Annotated in this window: 19 protein-coding genes; 17 read left to right on the top strand and 2 right to left on the bottom strand. The window is 39.2% G+C overall.

The genetic code is table 11. The annotated features are described in order from the left end of the window. The first annotated feature begins 12 nt into the window (after nucleotides 1-12). The 12 genes from NSS82_RS20805 (at nucleotide 13) to NSS82_RS20750 (ending at nucleotide 12,067) form a co-directional block, all read left to right on the top strand. Nucleotides 13-660, top strand: coding sequence for a FusB/FusC family EF-G-binding protein (locus tag NSS82_RS20805; RefSeq protein ID WP_036688678.1), 648 nt, complete (start codon nucleotides 13-15; stop codon nucleotides 658-660). 283 nt (nucleotides 661-943) lie between these two features. Then, complete coding sequence (locus NSS82_RS20800) at nucleotides 944-2,296, top strand: sodium-dependent transporter (protein WP_036688675.1); 1,353 nt, start codon at nucleotides 944-946, stop codon at nucleotides 2,294-2,296. Nucleotides 2,297-2,557: 261 nt separating this feature from the next. Then, nucleotides 2,558-3,229, top strand: coding sequence for a GntR family transcriptional regulator (locus NSS82_RS20795; protein ID WP_052097124.1), 672 nt, complete (start codon nucleotides 2,558-2,560; stop codon nucleotides 3,227-3,229). 21 nt (nucleotides 3,230-3,250) lie between these two features. Next, on the top strand, nucleotides 3,251-4,411 hold the full coding sequence (locus tag NSS82_RS20790; RefSeq protein ID WP_076106414.1) for an amidohydrolase: 1,161 nt from the start codon (nucleotides 3,251-3,253) through the stop codon (nucleotides 4,409-4,411). Nucleotides 4,412-4,438: 27 nt separating this feature from the next. Further along, the gene (locus tag NSS82_RS20785; RefSeq protein ID WP_036688670.1) at nucleotides 4,439-5,482 is read left to right on the top strand and encodes a methionine ABC transporter ATP-binding protein; all 1,044 of its coding nucleotides are present in this window, start codon (nucleotides 4,439-4,441) and stop codon (nucleotides 5,480-5,482) included. Continuing rightward, on the top strand, nucleotides 5,457-6,116 hold the full coding sequence (locus NSS82_RS20780; RefSeq protein WP_036688669.1) for a methionine ABC transporter permease: 660 nt from the start codon (nucleotides 5,457-5,459) through the stop codon (nucleotides 6,114-6,116). Before NSS82_RS20785 ends, NSS82_RS20780 begins: the two co-directional genes overlap by 26 nt. A 30-nt stretch (nucleotides 6,117-6,146) precedes the next feature. After that, nucleotides 6,147-7,166, top strand: a complete 1,020-nt coding sequence (locus NSS82_RS20775) for a uroporphyrinogen decarboxylase family protein (RefSeq protein ID WP_036688667.1) — start codon at nucleotides 6,147-6,149, stop codon at nucleotides 7,164-7,166. Nucleotides 7,167-7,177: 11 nt separating this feature from the next. After that, on the top strand, nucleotides 7,178-8,005 hold the full coding sequence (locus tag NSS82_RS20770) for a MetQ/NlpA family ABC transporter substrate-binding protein (protein ID WP_036688665.1): 828 nt from the start codon (nucleotides 7,178-7,180) through the stop codon (nucleotides 8,003-8,005). 17 nt (nucleotides 8,006-8,022) lie between these two features. Beyond that, nucleotides 8,023-8,829, top strand: coding sequence for a pyrroline-5-carboxylate reductase (gene proC / locus NSS82_RS20765; protein WP_076106412.1), 807 nt, complete (start codon nucleotides 8,023-8,025; stop codon nucleotides 8,827-8,829). Between the two features lie 2 nt (nucleotides 8,830-8,831). After that, complete coding sequence (locus NSS82_RS20760; RefSeq protein WP_076106410.1) at nucleotides 8,832-9,596, top strand: VOC family protein; 765 nt, start codon at nucleotides 8,832-8,834, stop codon at nucleotides 9,594-9,596. A gap of 376 nt (nucleotides 9,597-9,972) precedes the next feature. Continuing rightward, nucleotides 9,973-10,617 (top strand): Type 1 glutamine amidotransferase-like domain-containing protein, encoded by a 645-nt coding sequence (locus NSS82_RS20755; protein WP_076106408.1) that lies wholly within the window; start codon nucleotides 9,973-9,975, stop codon nucleotides 10,615-10,617. Nucleotides 10,618-10,918: 301 nt separating this feature from the next. Further along, nucleotides 10,919-12,067, top strand: coding sequence for a DUF3626 domain-containing protein (locus tag NSS82_RS20750; protein ID WP_076106406.1), 1,149 nt, complete (start codon nucleotides 10,919-10,921; stop codon nucleotides 12,065-12,067). Between the two features lie 509 nt (nucleotides 12,068-12,576). Here NSS82_RS20750 and NSS82_RS20745 read toward each other — a convergent pair. Continuing rightward, nucleotides 12,577-12,756, bottom strand: coding sequence for a hypothetical protein (locus NSS82_RS20745; protein WP_038572043.1), 180 nt, complete (start codon nucleotides 12,754-12,756; stop codon nucleotides 12,577-12,579). 114 nt (nucleotides 12,757-12,870) lie between these two features. On the opposite strand from NSS82_RS20745, the gene NSS82_RS20740 reads away from it, so the two are divergent. From NSS82_RS20740 to NSS82_RS20730, 3 genes are all read left to right on the top strand, one after another. Continuing rightward, entirely contained in the window at nucleotides 12,871-13,224 is a 354-nt protein-coding gene (locus NSS82_RS20740) for a recombinase family protein (RefSeq protein WP_178944155.1), read from the top strand. A 107-nt stretch (nucleotides 13,225-13,331) separates the two neighbouring features. After that, on the top strand, nucleotides 13,332-13,850 hold the full coding sequence (locus NSS82_RS20735; RefSeq protein ID WP_038572039.1) for a recombinase family protein: 519 nt from the start codon (nucleotides 13,332-13,334) through the stop codon (nucleotides 13,848-13,850). 12 nt (nucleotides 13,851-13,862) lie between these two features. Further along, nucleotides 13,863-14,378, top strand: a complete 516-nt coding sequence (locus tag NSS82_RS20730; protein WP_076271974.1) for a hypothetical protein — start codon at nucleotides 13,863-13,865, stop codon at nucleotides 14,376-14,378. Nucleotides 14,379-14,486: 108 nt separating this feature from the next. On the opposite strand, the gene NSS82_RS20725 is transcribed toward NSS82_RS20730, so the two are convergent. Then, nucleotides 14,487-15,908, bottom strand: coding sequence for a Cthe_2314 family HEPN domain-containing protein (locus tag NSS82_RS20725; protein WP_076271973.1), 1,422 nt, complete (start codon nucleotides 15,906-15,908; stop codon nucleotides 14,487-14,489). An 879-nt stretch (nucleotides 15,909-16,787) separates the two neighbouring features. Between NSS82_RS20725 and NSS82_RS20720 the strand changes: the two genes are divergently transcribed. Both NSS82_RS20720 and NSS82_RS20715 read left to right on the top strand, forming a co-directional pair. Next, nucleotides 16,788-19,226 carry a type I restriction enzyme HsdR N-terminal domain-containing protein gene (locus NSS82_RS20720; protein ID WP_256718369.1) on the top strand — a complete coding sequence of 813 codons (2,439 nt, stop codon included), beginning with the start codon at nucleotides 16,788-16,790 and terminating at the stop codon, nucleotides 19,224-19,226. A 459-nt stretch (nucleotides 19,227-19,685) separates the two neighbouring features. Further along, the gene (locus NSS82_RS20715; RefSeq protein ID WP_340961038.1) at nucleotides 19,686-20,207 is read left to right on the top strand and encodes a hypothetical protein; all 522 of its coding nucleotides are present in this window, start codon (nucleotides 19,686-19,688) and stop codon (nucleotides 20,205-20,207) included. Nucleotide 20,208: the final 1 nt, after the last annotated feature.

The raw sequence follows: 20,208 nt of genomic DNA, 5'->3' as shown, positions 1-20,208 counted from the left end.
GGCTGAAAAGCGATGTGTACACCATTTATTAGAAACCATCAATATAACTTAATTAAGAAACAAACGAAATTTGTTCTGCATACCCTGCGAACCGTTGCGGATCGCAGAGTCTTGGAGACTGTAAGATATAGTGCTGCTACGAACATTATTGAGGCATTTCCTTCTCTTACGGAGAATCACAAGCAGATGCTGGAACAAATATCGACCTTCGAAACTGCAGAAGATTTCCAGAGATATCTTAGTGAATTAGAACCATACCTAGAGTCATATCCGACGATTACGCTGAAGCAGATTCAGAAGCTATTCCCTAAGAATAAGAAACTGAAAGTACCTGATCTACAACTCATCGACTATCGCAACATAACGTATTTGAGTTGGATAGATATTGCCAGTAATAAATTATTCATTATCTATCCGTACGAAGGACAGTTCATTGGTATAGAGGGTAGAATTACACCAACGCACAAAAAAGGGTACTGCATGTTCTGCAATCGGCATCAAGAGCTTGCATTCTTTTATGTTAAGACCAAGAATGTGAACGTTTCGCCGGATAATATTTCTGCTGTGGGTCAATACGTATGTTTGGATAATCAGGAATGTAATCGGAGCATAACCGATACAGCTAAGCTTGAGAGGTTCATTCTCTCTGTCCGCAAATAATGTTTAGAAAAGGCTCCCTTAGTGGGAGCCTTTTTTGTTAAAAGATATCGTCAGGATATAGACAATTCGTTTCATTGAAGCAATGAGGCACGACATTAGTGGATATAATGAGAAAGGGGAGTTAGTAGTATAATTCTTCGTAAGATTCAGTGACTGAATAAACAATATAAGCGTTTACAAACAGAGAATTTGAGTAGTTATAAGAATAGTCAGAAAATTTCCATATGACGTGCTTTGTTACTTAAGCTATAATGAGGTCTAAAAAAGAAAACGGGGCGTTATAATGAATCAAATTAAGGGTAACAAAAATCTTCTCTCGGAGAAGGAGGAACGTTTCTCTTCCGCGGGCTTTATTTTTGCCGCCATCGGCAGCTCGGTTGGGCTAGGGAATATGTGGAAGTTTCCTTATATTACAGGAGAAAATGGGGGGGCAGCTTTTTTCCTTCTTTTCATCGTCTGTTTAGTGCTGATAGGGTTACCGGTGCTGTTGGCAGAACTGGCTATCGGACGCAGCGGGCGTGGTAGTGCGGCGACCTCTTTTATGCGGGCTGGAGGCGGGAAGAGTTGGTTTGCAGCTGGAATGTTGCAGGTGCTTGCGCCGTTTCTAATTCTCTCCTTTTATATTATTGTTGCTGGCTGGACGCTGAACTATTCGATGATTGCTTTTAATGGACAACTATTCAGCACTACTGATTATGCAGGCGAATTCAATTCGTTTGTCTCTGGATATATGCCAATCGTTTGGCAGGGGATAGCCATTCTGATTACGGCGGGTGTAGTCATCCTTGGCGTATCAGGCGGGATTGAGAAATTTAACAAAGTATTAATTCCTGGTATGGTCGTACTCCTTGTAGTGTTAATGATTCGTGCGGTAACCTTACCGGGTGCATCCGCAGGGGTATCCTTTTTCCTAAAACCGGACTTTTCAGTGTTGACAGCGGAATCTGCGCTAGTTGCATTGGGACATGCTTTCTTTTCATTATCGCTCGGGATGGGGATTCTCCTTACTTACGGATCTTATGTTGATAAAAAGCAATCGCTGGGTACCGCTGCCATCGCAATCGGTGCAGGAGATTTGTTATATGCTTTTATCGCAGGCTTAATTATTTTTCCGACGACGTTCTCATTTGGTATTGCTCCTGATCAGGGGCCTTCGCTGATTTTTATCGCTTTGCCAGCCGCTTTCTCGGCTATGCCTTTTGGTGCGCTCTTCGGCGGTTTGTTCTTTATCTTGCTGGCGATTGCTGCTCTAACCTCAGCTGTATCGCTGCTTGAAGTGCCTGTATCCTTCACAATGGAGCGCTGGAATTGGAGCCGGAAACGTTCGGTTTGGATTTTGACGCTGATCTGTTTCCTTCTTAGTATTCCTTTAGCGATGTCACTGGGAATGTTCCCGGAGCTAACGATTGGTGGCAAATCTCTATTTGATGGGCTGGATTTTATCACCTCTAACATTATGCTGCCGCTTGGAGGTCTGCTGATTACCATCTTCGCCGGTTATTTCTGGAAAGGTGCAGCGGAAGCCGCTGGACTACAGGCGCGCTGGTTCCGTGTTTGGCTGTTTATGCTCCGTTATGTGGCGCCGATCCTAGTGTTCCTAGTGCTGCTGCATACCTCGGGAATTATTTCTTTCTAATTCTGAAATTTATATATCCAAAAATAGCTCTACGACCCCTGGGAGTTGTAGGGTTTTTTTGTGTTGAAAAGAGGGGATTAGGTTGATTTTTAATTCCTACTTGACTAGGTGGAATAATTGGAATATAGTATAAAAAAGCTTGAACGGTATGGAAGGGAATGTAACTAACTAATCAATCCTTAACTAATAATTGTATACAATTATACAAATATATTATTGGGGTTCGGACCCCATAGATTATCGATGAGGAGCAGTATAGAAATGGCGATACGATCACGAAGGTTATCAAAGGATAATACCTACTATGAATTAAAACAAAAAATTATTGATAGCGAGTTTGAACCGAATCAACCTGTAAATGAAGAAAATTTGGCGGCCTTGCTCGGAGTCAGCCGCACACCTCTAAGAGAGGCGATACAGAGACTGGAGAACGAGGATTTTCTGGTTCGACAGCCAAATGGAAGACTGCGGGTAGCTTCAGTAACCCTTAAAGAGGTTGAAGAAATATTTCTTATTCGCAGCATGCTTGAAGGCTATATTGCAAGAAGTGCAGCTAAGCATGCCACAGAGAAAGATATTGTGAATTTAACGACGATGATTACAAAAATGAAACACTCGTTCCAGCTTGGTGATAATCAGAATTTTGTTACTTATGGATTTGAGTTCCATGATTATTTATCAGAAATCAGTGAACTTAAAACCTTCGAGAAGGTTCTGAATCAATTAAGAGATCATTCGCTTCGTTATTGTCGATTCGTCTCTATGCATGGGGATTGGAACACACAAGCGGATGAAGAACATGATCTTATTTTACAAATGATCGCTGCTAAAAATGAAGATGGTGCTGAAAAAGCCATGCAAGATCATATTTTAAGCAGTCTATCGACTGCGCTTGATCGCATCAAAGGGATTGAAGAAAAGCTGGAAGCATAACGAAAGGGGAGTACATCAGCTATGAAACCACTAAATGAGGTTGAGCAAACTTTAGCTAATCAATTAATAGAGGTTCGCAGAAACCTGCATCGTGAGCCTGAATTAGCGTATGAAGAGTTTAAAACCACAACAAAATTACGGGAATGGCTGACCCAAGCCAATATTCACATCCTTGACTTGCCTTTACAAACAGGACTCATCGCAGAGATCGGGCAGGGTCACGGACCCATAGTGGCCATTCGTTGTGATATTGATGCACTTCCCATAGAGGAACAAACTGAATTGTCCTTTGCCTCAGAGATCCCAGGAAAGATGCATGCCTGTGGTCACGATTTTCACACGGCTACTATTTTAGGTGCTGCATTATTATTAAAGGCTCGTGAAAGTGAATTACCTGGAAAGGTTAGAGTATTGTTTCAACCCGCGGAAGAAACAGGGCATGGGGCGGAAAGTGTCTTAGCCTCGGGAGGACTCCAGGATGTGGCGGCTATATTTGGTCTCCATAATTCACCTGACTTGCCTACAGGAGCTTTTGGAACAAGAACAGGAGCTTTAACAGCCGGTGTTGACCGGTTTGAAATTACAATAAAAGGTGTCGGCGCTCATGCTGCTTATCCTGAAAAAGGTGTGGATACGATTGTAACTGCGGCTCAAATCATTACCGCTCTACAAACCATCGTAAGTCGTCAAAACAGCACCACGGAACCAGTAGTGTTAAGTGTTACCCGAATTAATGGAGGCTTCACATGGAATGTATTGCCGGAAAAAGTCGAATTAGAAGGTACAGTAAGAACTTACAATGAAGAGATTCGCCGCAATATTCCGATACAAATGACTCGTCTTATCGAAGGGATTGCTGCGGGAGCTGGGGCAGAGGCACAGTTACATTGGTATCCAGGTCCACCCGCAACGATAAATCATGGGGAATGGGCGGACTTTACCAAAAAGATCGCCTCAGATTTCGGCTATGAAGTACATGATATTCCTCCACAGATGGGTGGAGAAGATTTCTCTTTTTATTTACAACAGATACCGGGTGCTTTTGTGAATATAGGATCAGGTCCAGCCTATCCCTTACATCACCCTCGTTTCGATGTTGATGAAGCTGCGATATTACCAGCTGCTAAGTATTTCGCTTTATTGGCAGAACAAGCGCTGGTGAAGCAGCAAGAGGAAGCTTAATCCTATATATGATTGAGGGGAATGGAAATGATTGAATTAAAGAATGTTTACAAATCGTTCACTCGGAAAGGGACCACTATTGATGCTCTTAAAGGGATTGATTTAAAGGTCGAAAAAGGCGATATATTTGGGGTTATCGGCTATAGCGGTGCTGGGAAAAGTACATTAATTCGTTTAGTCAATTATTTGGAAAGACCCACCAAAGGACAAGTTATGGTCGCTGGACGTGATTTGGGAACATACAACGATAAAGAGTTGCGTACCGCTAAGAAAAATATCGGAATGATTTTTCAACATTTTAATCTATTAGAATCTAAAAAAGTTTTTGATAATGTGGCGATCCCTCTAGTTCTCCTAAAAAAGAATAAAAATGAAATCCGCCAACGGGTAATGGAGCTGCTAGAGTTTGTTGGATTAAGTGACAAAGCGGGGAGTTACCCGAGTGAGTTATCAGGTGGTCAGAAGCAACGTGTCGGGATTGCCAGAGCGCTTGCCTCGAATCCGTCTATCCTTTTATGTGACGAAGCGACCTCTGCCTTAGATCCACAGACCACACATTCTATCTTACAGCTATTAAAAAAAATCAATGCTGAATACAACATTACCGTGATGATCATTACACATGAAATGTCCGTGATTCAAGAGATTTGTAACAAGGTAGCGGTCATGGAAGAAGGCCGGATTATTGAGCAAGGAAGCGTTCTAGATGTATTCGGAAGTCCAAAACATCTGACCACGCAAAATTTCGTGAAGACGGTTATTCAAAATAGCATGACCTCTAGCGTGCGGAAATCTATCAAAACAGAACCCGGAAGTCAGCTGTACAAGCTTAATTTTGTGGGAGCAAGTGCCTCCGAGCCTATCCTGTTTGAAATGATTCGCTCCTGCGATATAAAGGTCAATATTTTATTTGCGAATACGACGGAAATTCAAGAAACAACACTGGGAACAGTGATCATTCAATTCGATGGTGAGGCAGCAGAGATTAACAATGCATTATCTTTCTTAACAAGAAATGGAGTCGGTGTAGAGGAGGTAGAATCTAATGTTTTCGACCACAGTAACAGGTGATCAATTTCTGCAGGCGATTATAGAAACAATTCAAATGGTAGGGTTCTCCTTGTTTGTTGGCTCCCTGATTGGGATCCCATTTGGGATATTGCTTGTCATCACTCGTCCGGGTGGGGTTTTGGAGAACAAAGCGCTTTACGCCGTACTAAATCCGATTATCAACATCATTCGCTCATTGCCTTTTATTATTTTACTGGTTGCGATTGTGCCTTTCACACGATTGATTGTTCATACTTCAATTGGGACAAGCGCAGCGATCGTACCCTTGATTATCTATATCGCACCTTATATAGGGCGGTTGGTAGAGAACTCACTGCTTGAAGTGAATCCGGGAATCCTTGAAGCCGCTGAGGCGATGGGAGCCACTCCTTTTCAAGTCATTTGGTACTTTTTATTGCCAGAGGCGGTTGGATCCTTAATCCTGTCTCTTACAACAGCGACGATTGGTCTGATAGGTGCAACTGCAATGGCTGGAACGGTAGGGGGAGGCGGCGTGGGAGACTTGGCGATCGTATATGGATACCAACGCTTTGACACTGTTGTCGTAGTAGCCACCGTGATTATCCTCATTATTTTAGTGCAAGGGATTCAATCTTTAGGCAACACGCTAGCAAGAAAAATTCGCCGTTACTAGTTACTACATATTCTGGGAGGGACTCGACAGATGAGTGAATGGAGTAAGCAAGATCGTTTTAACGCATTATTATCAGGAGAACGGGCGGATCGTCCAATCGGAAGTGGTTGGCGCCATTTTATCGACAAAGAACAAACTGCAGATGATTTAGCAGAAACTACGATTTCTTTTACGAAAAAATATGATTGGGATTGGGTCAAGATTAATCCAAGAGCGACTTATCTGGCGGAAGCTTGGGGGAATCAATACGATTTTACGGATTATCAGACCGTATTTCCGAGACAGCAAACGACGGCTATTCCAACAGCGGCTAGTCTGTGGGATATCGACGTTAAAAAGGCAGTCCAGTCAGCCCCTTTGGCAGAGCATTTAGATGCGGTTAGAAAAATTCGCCAAGGGTTACCAGATACCCCACTAATCCAGACGGTATTTTCACCATTAACAGTGCTGCTATTTATTGTAGGACGTTCTGCTTACGTTACTAAAACGGTGTTTGGTATTGAGCACCCGGTAACTTTGGAATCCTTGTTTAAAGAACATCGAGCGGCAGCACACCATGCGCTACATGCGATTTCCTTAACTTTAGCCGATTATGTACAAGAGTTACAGCAAGCGGGCTCTGACGGTTTGTTCTACGCAGTGACGGGCACAGCTCACCCAGGATTATTTGATGAAGCAATGTTTGATGAGCTGTCCAGACCTTATGATTCTATTGTGTTAGAAGCAGCAAGCTATGGAAAAAACATTCTTCATACTTGTGGAGCTTACGCCCAGCCTGAGAAGTTCAACGATTATCGGATTGATGGGATCAGTTGGGATACGATAGCCGAGGGGAATCCAGGGTTAGAGGCAAATCTCAAAGCTACTAAAGTGGGGGGAGTCGATCATGGGTTGTTTGCGGTAAACGATATTGCCCAAATCAAGCAGCAGGCTGAAGATGCATTAAAGTTAATGAAAGACCAGCCGTTTATTCTATCTCCAAATTGCGCAATCCCACTCAATGTGACGGATGAGGCGTTGGCACAATTTAAAAAATCTATATTGGAATAGGGGAAGTAAGTATGAAAAAGTTAATGTTAGTGATGATGATAGGTGTTCTTGCAGTGTTGACGGCTTGTGGCAATAAAGAGGCGGGGGATTCTGGAGATAAGAAAAAACTTACCGTTGGATTTGGTGTCGGAACCTATGAGGAACAATTCCGCCAATCGATTCTACCGATTCTAGAGAAACAAGGGTATTCCGTTGACATTAAAACCTTCTCGCAAAACATGCAGGTCAATCCAGCAATGAAGGAAGGCTCCATTGACGCAAGCATATTCCAAAGTACAGCTTATATGGAGGCTATTAACGAAGAAATCAATGCAGATATGGTCGGAATTGCTTATGTTCCAGGTGCTCCACAAGGTCTTTATTCTGTAAATCATACCACGCTAGACGATGTTAAAGACGGTACAACCGTAGCTGTTCCGAACGATCCGGTAAACCAAGAGCGTGCACTACGTATTCTGGAAGAATTGGGTTGGGTCAAAATTAAAGAAGGGGCGGGCGTAGCGGATTTCAATATTAATAGTATGGAACCGGATAAATATAATATTGATATTAAAATACTGGACCCAGCTCAAATCCTTGTCTCCCTTCAAGATGTTGATTATGGCGTTGTAAACGGTAATTATATTGCCAATTCGGACAGAAAGATTACGGATGCTTTGAAAATAGAAAACACACCTATGGAACACAGAATTATCGTATCGGTTAATAAAAAGGATGAAAATTCACAGTGGGCTAAAGATTTGAAAGCTGCTTATGAATCCAAAGAGTTTGAAGAATATATTCATGGATTAGAAAAATATGATGGTTTCATTCTACCTGAAGCTTGGGACAACAATTAATTAAGGAAGTGAACGGAGTGACCAAAGAAAAGATTCATTTTATTGGTGGCGGACAGATGGCGGAAGCGATCATCCGCGCATGTATAGCGAATAACACCTTGTCTGTAAATCAAATTAGTGTATCGGATATTAATGAAGCGCGGCTGCAGTTTTTGAATACCAAATATGGTGTAGATACGGAGAGTTCACAAGAGCATAACCTGTCTACAGCAGATGTAATAGTAGTGGCAGTTCGTCCACAGGATGATTTAACTACACTTGGTCAAATCGTACAACAATTCGCTACAGCTTCTGCCGCTATCGTATCGATTGTGGCGGGTGTGACGAATGATCAATTAGCTGGGTATTTTGGAGCTGAACGGTCCATTATCCGGGTTATCCCCAATACTTTAACCGATACAGGATATGGATATAGTGGTGTAGCGTTAAATGCTTATGCTACTCGTGATCAAGTGGAGCATTTCTTACTTGGCTTTGGAAAAGTACAATATCTGGATGAGGCGTTAATGGATGTTTTCACTGGATTTGGTGTGGCGGGTCCTAACTATATCTATTATTTCATTGAATCTCTCGTGGATGCAGGTGTACTTGCCGGACTGCCGCGTGAGCAAGCCTGGAAGGTTGCATTGGAGAATATGATGGGATCGGTAGCAATGCTGCAGCAGACAGGCCTGCATCCAAGACAGCTGCTGGATATTAATAATTCACCTGGCGGTGTCGGCATGCATGGCTTGTACGAATTAAACAACAGTGATTTCGCAGCGGGCCTGCAAAGAAGTGTTCTGGCAGCCGTAAAACGTACTACTGAGCTGGGAGTGAAGTAATCATGGCAACGATGAAATGGGATCATTTAGTTCACTATGTCAATGATTTGGCCAAACCGGTTGAGATCTTTGGAGCTCATGGATTGGTTGCTTTTAAAGGAGGATCTCATAAAGATTGGGGAACCTATAATGCCTTAAGTTACTTTGGGCTAACCTATCTCGAGTTTCTGGGCATTGAGAATCTTGAGCTGGCAAAGGCAACTGAACATAATCTAGTGGTGAAAGATGCAGTTGAACTTTTACCAGAACATGAAGTTCTAAGTAGAGTAGTCATCCGGACGGATGATATTGAAGAAGTAGCGGCTTCCCTGGAAGCAGCAGGCTTATCATTATCTCCAATTATCGATGGTAAGCGTCTAGATAACGAGGGCAGATTAATAGAGTGGCGGATGATGACCATTGCTGGTGACTTTGGGGGACTGGTCTATCCATTCATCATTCAATGGAGCGGAACGGATACAGAGCGAGTGGAAAGATTAACATCATCTGGAGTCATTAAGCCTCATCCTGCGGGAGAAGTCGAAATCGTCCGTGCTGTATTTCATGTCTCCGATCCTGAAGCTGCAGCCAACCATTGGGGAACCATATTCGGACTGCCTGTTACGAAGTCAGAGAATGATACCTTCAGCCTTAAGATTGGCGATAGATCATTTGCTTTCGTGCAAGGAGACGAGAACCAATTCAAGCAGGTGGTTTTTGAAACGGATTCGTTAGAGCTGAAAGAGAAGACGATTCGGATTGGTGATGGGGAGTATGTTTTCGTTTAAGGGACTAGTATCTTTATAACTTTAGAAATAAAGACTTACTTGAAGGGAGCGATACCTCGAGTAAGTCTTTTTGCTGTTCATCGAAGGAACTAGTGAGGCTGGGATTTTTTTGTTTTAATCAATTTGTAAGATTTATTGAATTCCATTATATGGTACGATATCCATGGTATAAAAGGAATGAAGATAATCGGTGCAGAACAAAAATACGCGGCCCATTTCCACTCCGGATAAGCTTAGTGTGGATCAAGCGCAGATAAAAAACCTTGATTATGCCTCTAAATTTATATTACTATAGACATTTTTATCTTGTCTGGCACTATGGATTTTGATAAACATAATGGATAAATTTAAATATTACATATGGAGGTAATTACGGATGAAAACTCACTATTACTTAGATTGGTTTTATGATAAGGGTTTTTCTGAGAAATTAGTCAATGTGTTGCATGAGGATATAACAGACAGAAAATCGCTCGTTATGATTAGCGCTGAATCGTCTGATTTTAGTGATGAACAAGTTAATATTGATAGTGTTTTTGAAAGGACATGGTTTAATCAGGCTAACATTTATTTTGATGAATATCATTTCATTGATGACCGCACGCAGAAGGAAGATGCCCAGCGATTAATTCAAAACGCCTCTGTCGTTTTTTTATGTGGTGGAACCGCTCGGGACCAAAAGCACCTTTTGACGGAATATGAATTATCGGATTTGATTAAAAAAAGCAATGCTGTTGTAATGGGAACAAGTGCTGGTGGGATGAACATGTCTGATGAATATGTGGATGAATGCACTGTTTGTGAAGGTATGGCTCTTAATCACTTTTCTTTTGAAGCTCATTTTGATCATGATAACACCGCGATGATTGAGGAGCGTTTCCCTTTATCGAATAAAATGGATATTTATGTGGCGGCAGACAAAGATGGTGCTGTACGTGTGAAGGACAGCAAAATCGACATTATAGGCAATGTATATTTAATTTCTCACTCAAAGATTCAGAAATTGGCTGAGACGCTCTAATAATGGTTGAGTGGTTGTGACACTGACGGTTAACTGAATGGTATTTGTTTTGAGTCCCGCACCTTACGAGCAAATCGAGTTGATTACTCCTGCGAAAAAGGAAGATTACGCATAACGCGCATACGATGTTCAAGCCATCACCATTCGATCTTGAATTTATATCATTCCAGATCCACGTAAAGTTATCGGAATCCGCGGTTGCAAGGATATGAAGTTTCAAGTGAAGAAGCGTTTGATACAGTGAGAGGAGAACTCAAGTCTCTTTTCTTATGGACTGGGTCTAGAAAGGAGTGAATAAGCAATGGAGTGGAAAGGCGATGCAAATGCCAATAAAATAAGAGAGTCTCAGTTCACTGAGGAACTATCGGAGTCACAATTATCGGCTTTAGAATATGTTACGAATTACGCGCGAACTCGAAAAAGTGAAGCAGTTCAGACTATCCATGAAATTCTTCAAATGTCTAATGTGGATCGGGAAGAGTTTGAAGATGCTGTGGTCAAAATAAAGTCACAGGCGAAGATTGCTCTACATTTCCATCCAGATCGACTAGATCCGGTAAAGAAAAGTGTTGCAGAGGCGCTATTGGAGCAAGGCGTGTACAAGAGCCAATTTGAGACCTTGTTATCCAGTGGTAGTGTATCAGCCTATTCTGGTGGTCCACGTGATTTGTGGGAGGAAAGACTATTTGGAGGGGCATACCAACAAGAGGGTGCTTCGAATAGCGAACGCCCTAAATATGGCGCTCTTGATTTGATGCTTCATTCGGATGGGCCAGCTCCGCGCTTTGGCTCCTGCTATTTCCTCCTGTCCCCTGAGGTTTCTTATCGCAGTACATACACCTATATGGATTCGCATCAAAACCCTGTACAGAAAGGGACATATGCAGAATTTGATGATATGATGGCGGCATTACTAGAGGAGATTTTCTTAAGAGATTCCGCTCTAGGGGAAAAAGATCTTCAATCACAAAAATTAGTCGACCATCTTCGGGTCAACCTCACAATGCCGTTTACAGACCCTTCAAAGTGTGAAGCTAAACGTAATCTTAACCACTATATTGAAGCGCAAGTTCATGGAAACATCCGTCTAAAGGAAGATGTGGAAATCTTAGTTGCCGATCCTTCATTCAAGGGTACTCCAACAGGGCAAGTCCTGGAGCAAATATGTTTACAGTATGCCATCCAACTCTATTGGCACATGGGATTCGCGATGTGGGTAGACGAAGTGCCTTCAGATTTTAGAGGGCCTACGATGCCCTCCTTGGCTAAGCGTATTGCTCATCACGGTTATATTGATGCGAGCATGATTGGATCTGCTGCTATGCACTTAAAGCATGATCCTTCAGCATGGCGGGACCGAGGAACCGAAAAAGAAGTACTTCAAGAATTAAAACTCTTATGGCATGTTTTGGTACGGTACGGAAAGCCGCTCCGAAACTTTAAGTTGTAAGAAGAGTTGGTACGCTTGAAGTTATGGGCATTTAAGTAAACAAACAAACAAACAAACAAACAAATAAATAAATAAATAAATAAATAAATAAATAAATAAATAAGCGAATTTCCCTCCGTATGGGATATTTGACTTTTCATTGATGGGATGTTTGGGTGAATCAATTATTCAAAGAAGCTTCAGCGGCTCAGTATTGATTAGAAGTTTTTTGCGTTGAATCATGGAAATATCGTGCTACATCTTCTACCATGTTACAGTACAATGGGACTGTGGTTTATAAGACCTAGATTATAAAAATAAAACATTATGTTTAGTAAGATTCTGCACCGGCCATTAAGCAAGTGATTGCGGACGGCTCAGCCGAAAAGCTGAGGATGCTTCGCTCCATGTACCTGTATTCCTTCGAGAATTCGCTTAAGTATCTGAAAAAGTTGGAACGGGAATTCATTCAAAATAACCTGAAATAGAACAAGTCGGAGCATGGATTGGTCATGTGCTCCGGCTTGTTTTTATTTTGTTAATTTTTCTGACTGTCTTGCGTAGAATGATTCACTTGGGGAGTGGTATGTCTTCTCGGCTTCAGCTTGGACAGTATGGCTTAATATTTCGGTCACATGCTCATGAAATTGCCGCAACGCTTTGCCAGATGGCTCATTAACTTCTTTGATTACATATTCACATTTCTTCATGAATTATGCCTCCAAAATTTTACAGTTGTCATATTCGATGATGTGTCATCAAAAATGCTCAACATTCTACTTGAAAGGCAGCAAAAATTTAACAGGTTTGGAGTAGAAACTATTATGGAAAGTAAAACAATTAAACACGTAGCCGTTTATTTAAGAAAATCACGGGATGATGGTAAGTTTGAAGACGTTCTCTCGAAGCATAGGGATACCCTTCTGACCTTGGTCGAGAATCGAAATTGGACTTATAGGCTATATGAAAAAGTGGCCTCAGGTGAAAAGATCGAGTCCCGTAAGGAAATGCAGAAGTTTCTTCGACATGTTGAATTCCAGCTTTATTATGGGGTAGTGGTCATGGATATTGACCGTTTAGGGCGTGGAGAAAATAAGGATTGGGCACTCATAAAAGATCCGTTTTTAACTCAGAAACGGTCATTATCACACCAAACAAGATATACGATCTGGAAATAGACAATGACGATGTATCCTTTGATTTCATGTCCATTTTTGCCCGAATAGAATATAAAACGATTAAGCGAAGAATGAAGTAGGGCAAAGAGGCTGGGGCGAAAAAAGGCATGTGGACAAATGGAAAGCCACCGTTTCCAAACTATTATGATAAGAACACAAGGTCGGTACTGGTCGATGAGACGAAGCGTCCAATTTACCGAGCGATTGTAGAGAAATATCTTAATGGAACAAACTTGGGACATATCGCCATTTGGTTGACGAATAACAAGATACCCACGCCATACAACATTAAGCCGGATGGAAAGAGCAAGGGCTGGTCAAATATTACGGTTCAACGGTTGCTGGCAAGCGAAATCCATTTGGGTTACATTACTTATGGTAAAACCCGTTCCAAACGTGGACAGGTGGAATTGGTTCCCGAAGAAGAGCGGATTAAAGTCATGGGAACACATGAAAAGCTGAAAACGCCGGAAGAACATGAAGCGATTATGGAGCGGCTGCTTAAGAATCGCATGTTGAATCCCAATTCAAGGCGTAACATTTTTCCTTTGTCAGGCTTGCTGTATTGTGAAAAGTGCGGTTCACGGATGAGATTCCGAGTGGGTGAGAACAAGAAGCAGGGGTAGCACTGGAGTGCATTGTGCTATCACCAGTACAAAGATGGCAGCAAATGTGAACAGCGTGGCAAAGTAATGGATGCCGATTTTTTCAATGCTCTGTATGATCGGATTATTCATGTAGACCCAAACATTTTACGGGAGATTGAATTGCATGGAAGTCGTTATAATGATACGCAGACGATCATTGAGGTCAAAGAGCAGGAGTTGAAAAAGCAGAAGCGGGCATTGGACAAGCTGTATGAATCGTATGAAGAGGACATGATAACGAAACAAGTGTTTTTAGAGCGAAAGGCTGTTCGTTCAAGGCAGATACAGAAGCTGGAGGAAGAGTTGAAGGATTTGCGGAAGGTTGTAGTAGATGAAGGGAATTATCCGACTGTTGATCAGATATATGAACGGATAGGGGAGTTTAGGGAGTTGTGGAGCGCTTCGGTGACAAGTGAAGAGAAGAATCGGGCGTTGAAGAAGCTGGTGGAGCGGATTGTTTATAATCGGGAAGGGAATCGGGTGGAGTTGACGGTAGATTATAAATAAAAGCTCTAAAATTAATGTAGAAGAGAGTTCTAGTGATTAGAGCTCTCTTCTACATTAAATAAAGTACTAATGGGCTGTTATCTATATAATTAAATAGGCAATAAATCGTTAAGAACGAGTAGTTTTATTAATAAAGAGACTCATAATTTCAAATACTATCTCATTAAGTAATTCAATGTTTTTGCTAGCTAGGATCATGTTATACATATTACTCCACTCACTATCATGGATATTAATAAAACTTTCCTTTGTAATATAGTGAAAGTTGTGTTGTCTTAGTTGTGATAATTCTTTATATTCAGCAGCAAGAAATAGGGATGTTGCTAACTTCATCAGAACTGTATCATTTTGGAAACCCTTATAATTGCGCATAAATTGTTCAAATGTAACTTTTTTGTATCCTGCTTCAGTGTAAGTATTTAATATGTTTGCGATTTTATCGAAAGTTGCATAAATTCTAAATATAGCTGAATCAATAAAATAAGCGTAATTCATGTTATGAAAACATACAAATTCTTCATCGAGCTCAGTATTTTTATTGATGGATCTCTGGATGAGAGAGTATGCAAAATTTAAAGATCTGTTCGCTTCATGTAGTCTAAAAACTAGATCCGTGTGAAGTAAAATAAATTTTGACTGGTCATTTAATTCAATAAGGAATTTGTTAATGATGGGCCTCATTTTTTTGAAAACAGAAATAGCGGAATTAATATACTTACTATTATTCTGTAAACGATCTTCAAGCAATTGATTCTGTAACTCATTAGGAACGGTAGATTCAAGTTTTTTTGTATCGAGTTTGGTCTCCCAATTTAAAATATTCAAATCTATAGCCTCATTATATATATACGATTCTCTTGAGAGTTGATCTATAAATAGTATAACAATTTCATACAGCGATTTTCCATTTTCGTAACAAGACCATGCTACTGGCTTCAAGTCATCATCTTGCTCAACCTCAACATGTTTTGATAAACGATGATCATTACTTTCTCTAAAATCCTCCACTGTTGGGAAATAACCTGTTTTCTTAAGAGACTCGATAATCTTGCTTAACTCACTAGATTTATAAGAATCCATTTTCTTTAACGCTTTATACACATCAGAGGATTTTCCAGATTTTTTTGAATAATCATACCCATAAATGAATCCGGAAAAACGGAGTGTACGTTCCCATGAACCCATTATATGTATAAATGAATTATTTAAGAAATAACGTGAACTAAAGAATGTTGTGTCATCTTTGTGTTTGAGACGCTCTTCAAACATAAAAACTTCACTTAATGCCAAATATGCAAAGCGATGAATTTCTTCAAGAAGTGAGAACAAATAACCATTAAAGGAAAGTTGTTTCTCAAATACAGTTAGTTGTTTCCTTGTAAAGTTAGCTTTAGTATTGTTTAAAATGGACTCTCGATTTAATCTAAAGGCATTGCCTGAAATATCAAATCGCTCATTAATAGTATTATTTTGATTGACTAACTCCAAACATTTTCCTTGTAAATCTTTGTGCTGGTTACTTCTCTTCATAAATATCAGCCTTCCTAGATGAGTAAGAATCCCATCTGTAAGAATTTAATTTTAGGTGAATCAATTCCACAAACATTTTTTTGCAGCAGAAAACCGAACTATAGCATGTGTTCAGAGCTATTTATAGTTGGGAAATCAGTCCAAACTCGAATATTCTTCGTTTAATGTCACAATTTGGCTTGTGTTAATTTGCGATTTTATGAATTATGAAGTTGATTCAGGTATTTGAATTATATCTTTTTTTCTTTAACGTTTACTTATTATACCAAAATAAACCAAAGCGATGGAGTTTCGCTTGGTGATTATCGAAAAAAATCAAACATGCTTTTAATAACTATAGTCATGTACTCCTAATCAGGCGCAGTGGAATATTTATCTGGAATTTATTGGTGAGAAGAAATGTGCAGCGAAGTTCAACACGAAGCCGTTAGTTATCAAGTTGAGTGTATATTATATTGATCGATACCTTTGTACATTTGTGTTAACTCATAGAGATTACTCTTATTGTGTTCTCGTAGGGAATCGGGTGGAGTTGACGGTTTGCTATAAGTAAACATATTTAAATTTACCCTTTGATGAAGTCGTGCTGGATTATGGCACGGCTTATTAGGGTTTAAATAGACCTAATAGAAAGTTGGATAAACAGAGTCTACACTAAAATGTTTTGATTTGAAGGAATAAACCGGAAATTTGTCGAATTTCCCATATTGTATATCATAGCGTATTAAAAGGATTGGAGATAATTTAGTATGATAATTCTTCAATTCGAAAGATAAGTGAATTTTCTGTTTTGCAGTTTGCCAGTAACTTGCTAGAGAGCGGTTGAATCATAATTATATAGGACTGGGAGGATGAGGGTGGTATATGGGAAATAAATACATGAATGAAGAGCAAGTTAAAAATACTGTTATAGTCCCGTTTTTCTCCAAAATAGGTTTATTAACAGACAATGTAGAGTTTGAGACACATTTGACAATAAATATTCCACGACAAGGTGGGGTGAAGATAGGGGAAGAAATAGCTAAAAATGTTTACTCAGATATACTTTATAAAGCTTTAGTGAACGGTAGGTTGACAAATGTTATTTTAGTTGAAGTTAAGAGGGAGAATCACACGCTTAATGACAGAGATAAAGAACAAGCCATAAATTATGCTCGGTTACTTGATGAAATTGCTCCTTATTGTGTAGTAACTAACGGAAAAATGACAAAAATTTTTGATACCATAACAAAAAATGAATTAACTAATTCTGATTTGAGCAAGAGTAACTTCGTCACTGCAGGTTATAACCTAACAATGCCAGAAGATATCCGTGAAGTGGCTCTTAGAACTTTTATTGGTTTAGATCGAACGAATCTTCTTCGCTTTTGTCAGCTACAGAGCGAACGTAATTTTCAGGATATAAAGTCAGAAAAGCTTTCAAGTAAAAGTATTATAGATGAACTTCATTGTAACAGAGCCAAATACATAGATGAGTTTAAGAACTTTTTAAAGTCGGGAAGCAAGATTTATGCAATAATCGGTAATTCGGGATATGGAAAAACTAATTATTTATACTCATTATGGCAACTATATCGAGATCGGTTTCCAATTTTGTTTTATAACGCAGGCTTATTAAATCAGAGAGTGATAACTTCAATCCAAGAGGATTTTCACTTTTTACTAGACAAGGAATACAGTTTAGCAGAATTAATCAGAAGATTTGACGATATTACTAAGAATAATGGGGAGCAACGCTTTTTTATTGTAATTGATGGTTTAGATGAGCACCCCAACACGATGGAACTGCGGAATGAATTGAACGATCTAATAAAAAAAGTTCAAGATACAAATATTCATTTGATTATATCCTGTAAAACAACTGATGAATCTAATGATATTTGGAGCAGCTTGACTCATTTTAAGGGTTCGCTAAATTCTTTTGGAGAAAATATTTATACGTCAAGGAACTTGTCTTATCTAAACAGGAAAGGTGTTTATGTTGATAAGCTGGACGAAAAGGAATTGACCTTTTTATGGGAACGGTATAAAAAAACATTTAGAATTAAGGGGAGTTTGAAAAGCGAGAGTAGAGAGTTGGCAAAGCAACCCTTTCTAATGAGAATGCTTGCTGAGGTGTATCAAGATCAAGAAATTGCGAGCGAAATTACTGAAATAGAGCTGTACAAAAAATGGCTGCACCAGAAGCTCGGTCAGACCTCATCGCCAGATATGACTAGGCTTGTCCTAATAAAGATTGTAAAACAGATGGTCGAAGAAAAGAGGGAAAACTTAGAGTTCGATTTACTATTGAATTTTTTGTCAATAGTTGATAATGGATTTTCACATTTTCAGGAATTACTTAGAATAGGGGTAATACTCGTTACTAAAGATTCTAACGAAATCCAATATATCTCTATAAGTAACAATGCTTTAATGAAATATATTTATTGTTATGAGATATCAAAGTGGCATACAAAATTAATTATTGATTTAATTCAACCGTTTAATTCTTATATATGCGATGAATACCTTCGTCAATATCCGATTTTCTTAATTACTTTTAAACAAAGTCAGTTTAAGAATGAGCGTGAGATTTGGAGTGAAACTTATTCAAAGAGCGATCAACCTCTATGTATTAGTTGCAACACTAAAATAGTGACAGAAGATAAGGTTACTATTGTATTAAGGGTTGATAAAAATGATTTATCTAATGAAAATTTAGGTAATTTTCATATTATTCATGAAAAGTGTGCGTGGAATGGTCCAAGTATGTTTGATTTAAGACCAGAGATAAATCATGCAATACTGAATTGTGAGGACTTCTTAGGTGTATACAAAATTATTAGATTATTAAAGTCTATGACTGACAGCCAAAAGGCAGATGCAGCTCGACGCGCTAAGAAAGAAGAATTGCAAAGAGAACCGCACTTCAAATTTTTACCTTTGATTACATCAAAAGGTGAACCGTTTTGGGCGATAATGGAGTTTATGGACGAAGTTAATTCCGGGAATATGAGAACTCAAAAAATAAATGGAGAGGATCATTTATTATTTTTCGATACTAAGGCGAAAGCTGAATTTTATCTTGCTCTAAATCCAATTAATGAAGACTCTGAGATAAAAGAGCGTGTAATAGGCGTTGAAAGAAAGTATGTTAAGGGGTTGGAAGGCATTTACAGAGAAACGTCTGTTAATATGCCATCAATTGTAGTCCTAGTTGATTTTGAGATGGGTGGGAAAGCAATGGCTATTCCACTGGAATTTACAGAAGTAATTAATGTGGTGAATAGCGGGTTGTCATTTCTGGATTATATGAAAAGAAAACATCGGAAATGAGTAGTGAAGAAACGATTTTTTGGTAACCTAATTTAATTTGATCAATCCTTTAGTAGAAGCGGAACCGAGTTTAATTTTAGGTAGAAGTAATTTTTAATTTGTCACATAAGAATCAACTTTTCATGAAATTTTGTTGTCATTAGACTGATACATGAGTGGATTGATAGATTTAGAGAGAAATGGAGCGTCGCGGTGACGAGTGAAGAGAAGAATAGGGCGTTGAAGAAGCTAGTGGAGCGGATTGAGTATAATCGGGAAGGGAATCGGGTGGAGTTGACAGTTTGTTATAGGTATCTAAATCGTAAACAGCTTTGAATAATATTCCAAAAGGGATCTTTAATTGTGCTATAATACACACAAATGCTCTTTGAACAAATATGGAGTTAGGTATACCTTTAGTTGTAAAGAATTAAATCTTAAGGAGCAATTTAATTCCAGATCGAAACGAGGAATATATCTATGAAACACGAAAGTAGCGAAAAATCAAAAATTGAAATTATTGATGGGAAGTACACATTTTCTGACATTTACAAAAAAGATTATACACCACAGGAAATGATAGATACGATAAAAAAAGCTGATATTTTAATATTGCCCTACGAGGGTTTTAGAGATAGAAGTGACTACCTTTTTCCAGAAGAAACATATAAACTATATGATTACCTTAAAGAGAACACTCTTAGCAATTCAATTACTGTTGAAATATGTAGTTCCGACGAAGAGTATAAAGAGCTAGAGTTGCACGCTGATGTAATTAATATTGCTCAAATTATTGTTAATAGTTCTGCATACGCAATTGTAGTAGGTTTAATTACTAATTATTTATATGATAAATTGAAACATTATAATAAAAAAGATATTAATGCTAATGTTAGTATAACTGTTGAAACAAATGGTAAGTCAAAAACCATTCGTTATGAAGGAAGTATTGAAAACTTTGAGAGTGCAATGAAAAGTGTGGATGAGCACATACTTAAGTAGG

Origin of the sequence: Paenibacillus sp. FSL H7-0735, assembly GCF_038008505.1 — a bacterium.
Lineage (GTDB): Bacteria > Bacillota > Bacilli > Paenibacillales > Paenibacillaceae > Paenibacillus_AQ > Paenibacillus_AQ odorifer.
The sequence above is the reverse complement of the archived record's forward strand: the minus strand, read 5'-3'. Positions and strand labels throughout refer to the sequence as shown.